Raw genomic sequence first — 2,864 nt, 5'->3', positions numbered from 1 at the left:
CACGGGCGGGGCTGGCCTCGTGCATCTCGCTGACCAGCAGGCACAGTCCGGGTGCGGTGCCGCGGCCGACGCGGCCGCGGAGCTGGTGGAGCTGGGAGACGCCGAAGCGGTCCGCGTCCATGATCACCATGACGGTGGAGTTGGGGACGTTCACCCCGACCTCGATGACGGTGGTGGCGACGAGCACCTTGACCTCGCCCGCGGCGAAGCGGCGCATCACGTCGTCCTTGTCGGCGGGGTCCATCCTGCCGTGCAGCACCTCGACGGAGAGCCCGGCGAGGGGGCCGCGGGTGAGCTGCTCGGCGATCTCCAGGACGGCCAGCGGGGGCCGCTTCTCGGCCTCGTCCTCGGCGGAGGCCTTCTTCTTGCCCTTGGGGTCGTCCTCGCCGTCGCCGATGCGCGGGCAGACCACGTACGCCTGGTGGCCGTTCTCCACCTCCTCGCGGACCCGCTCCCAGGCCCGGGTGAGGAAGTGGGGCTTGTCCTTGGCGGGCACCACGTGCGTGGCGATCGGCGAGCGGCCGGCGGGCAGCTGGTCGAGGACGGAGGTCTCCAGGTCGCCGAAGACGGTCATGGCGACCGTGCGCGGGATGGGGGTGGCGGTCATGACCAGCAGGTGCGGCGGTTGCTTGCCCTTGGAGCGCAGGGCGTCGCGCTGTTCGACGCCGAAGCGGTGCTGCTCGTCGACGACGACCAGGCCGAGGTCGTGGAACTGGACCTTGTCCTCGATCAGGGCGTGGGTGCCGATGACGATCCCGGCCTCGCCGGTGACCAGGTCGAGCAGGGCCTGGCGGCGGGCGGCGGTCCCCATGGAGCCGGTGAGCAGGACCACCTTGGTGCCCAGGTCGGAGCCGCCGAGCAGCCCTCCCTCGGCGAGCTCGCCCATCATCTCGGTGATGGAGCGGTGGTGCTGCTGGGCGAGGACCTCGGTGGGGGCGAGCATCGCGGCCTGCCCGCCGCAGTCGACGACGGCGAGCATGGCGCGCAGGGCGACCATCGTCTTTCCCGAGCCGACCTCGCCCTGGAGCAGGCGGTGCATGGGGTGGCTGGTGGCCAGGTCGTCGAAGATCTCCTTCGAGACGCCGCGCTGGCCTTCGGTGAGGGTGAAGGGGAGCTTCGCGTCGAAGGCGTCGAGGAGGCCGCCGGGGGCGGGGCGGCGGGCGACGGCCGGGAGCTGGGAGTCGGCGTGCCTGCGGCGGGCGAGGGCGACCTGGAGGACGAAGGCCTCGTCCCACTTCAGGCGGCGGCGGGCGTCCTCGATGTCGGCCTTGGTGGCCGGGCGGTGGATCTTGAGGAGTGCCTCGGTGAGGGGGACCAGTCCGCGGCCGTCGCGCAGGGCGGGCGGGAGCGGGTCGAGGGCCTCCTGCGCCCGGGGCAGGACGGCGTCCACGCACTTGGCGATCTTCCAGGACTCCAGCTTGGCGCAGGCCGGGTAGATCGGGATCAGCTGGTTGGCGAAGGCGGTGGCGGCGTCCCGGTCGGAGGCGTCCGCGCCGAGGGGTTCGTAGGCGGGGTGCGCGAGCTGGAGTTTGTGGTTGAAGCGGGAGACCTTGCCCGCGAACATCGCGCGGCTGCCGGGCAGCAGCTCCTTGTGCGGCTTGTGGACGCCGGCGCCGAAGAAGACCAGCTGCAGGCGGCCGCTGCCGTCGGTGATGGTGACCTCCAGCCGCTTGCCGCGGCCGCCGTTGAAGGTCAGGATCCGGGCGTCGGCGACCTGGGCGACGACCGTGACGTGCTCGTCGAGCTGGTCGGCGAGGTCCGCGAGCGAGGTCAGTTCGCCGCGCTCCGCGTACCGCCGGGGGTAGTGGTGGAGCAGGTCCAGGGCCGTGTGCAGGCCGAGCTGCTCGGCGAGCACCTTGGCGGTGGCGGGGCCGAGGGTCTTCTTGAGGTCTTCGTCGAGCGCGGGCACGTGTTCCATTGCACACCATGGCGGTGACAAGCCCGCTATTCGACTCCGATGAGCAGGGGCGCGGAGTGCCTGCCGCCGCTGTAGGTGACGGTGTCCACGGCCAGGTGCCGCTGCTGGACGTACGACTCCAGGCGCGCTGCGAGCGTGTCGGGGACCTCGGGGCCCAGGACGAGGGTGACCAGTTCGCCGCCGGAGCCGAGCATCCGCTCCAGGACCGCCTCGGCCGTCTCGGGCAGGCCCGGTCCGATGACGGCGACGTCGCCGTCGATGAGTCCGAGGACGTCCCCGGCCTGGCAGATCCCGGCGGAGGTGAAGGACTGCCGCTCGGCGACGGCGAGCTCCCCGTAGCGGGTGGCCCCCGCGGCGGCGGTCATGGCGACGACGTCCTCGTCGAAGCCGGCCTCCGGGTCGTGCACGGCGAGGGCGGCCAGGCCCTGGACGGCGGACCGGGTCGGGATCACCGCGACCCGTACCCCGTCGGCGCGGGCCTGTTCGGCCGCGGCCGCGGCGGCCGCGCGGAGTTCGGCACCGCCGGGCAGCAGGACCACCTCGCGGGCGTGGGCCCGGCGGATCGCGTCGAGCAGGTCGGCGACGGCGAGCGGCTCGCCCGGACGGGCCGGGACGGTGGTCGCGCCGGCCTCCCCGCACAGCGCGGCCAGCCCCTCGCCGTGGACCACGGCCACCACGGCCCGCTGGGCGCGCGGGGCGCTCGCGCGGCGCCGTTCGTCACCGAAGTGGGTGATGCGGATCCGGTACGGCCGGCCGGCCTCCACTCCGGCCTCGACGGCCGCGCCGGGGTCGTCGACGTGCACGTGGACGTTCCACAGCCCGTCGCCGCCGACCACCACGAGGGAGTCGCCGAGCCCGTCGAGGGTGGTGCGCAGCCGGTCGACGGCCTCCTCGGGGGCCTCCAGCAGGTAGATCACCTCGTAGCCGGGCCCGCCCTCCTCCTGGG

General features: G+C 73.7%; 2 protein-coding genes. Both read right to left on the bottom strand.

All coding sequences use genetic code 11. The annotated features are described in order from the left end of the window. Positions 1 to 1,918, bottom strand: a 1,918-nt coding sequence (locus tag VR44_RS03805; RefSeq protein WP_045945916.1) for an ATP-dependent DNA helicase RecG, incomplete at its 3' end; no start/stop codon positions are given. A gap of 26 nt (positions 1,919 to 1,944) precedes the next feature. Further along, positions 1,945 to 2,864 (bottom strand): DAK2 domain-containing protein (locus tag VR44_RS03800; RefSeq protein WP_045945915.1); only part of this gene is annotated, 920 nt, incomplete at its 5' end.

The organism is Streptomyces katrae, from assembly GCF_000966975.1.
GTDB classification, from domain to species: Bacteria; Actinomycetota; Actinomycetes; order Streptomycetales; family Streptomycetaceae; genus Streptomyces; species Streptomyces katrae.
Note: the sequence above shows the minus strand (reverse complement) of the source record. Positions and strands in the feature narration are given on the sequence as shown.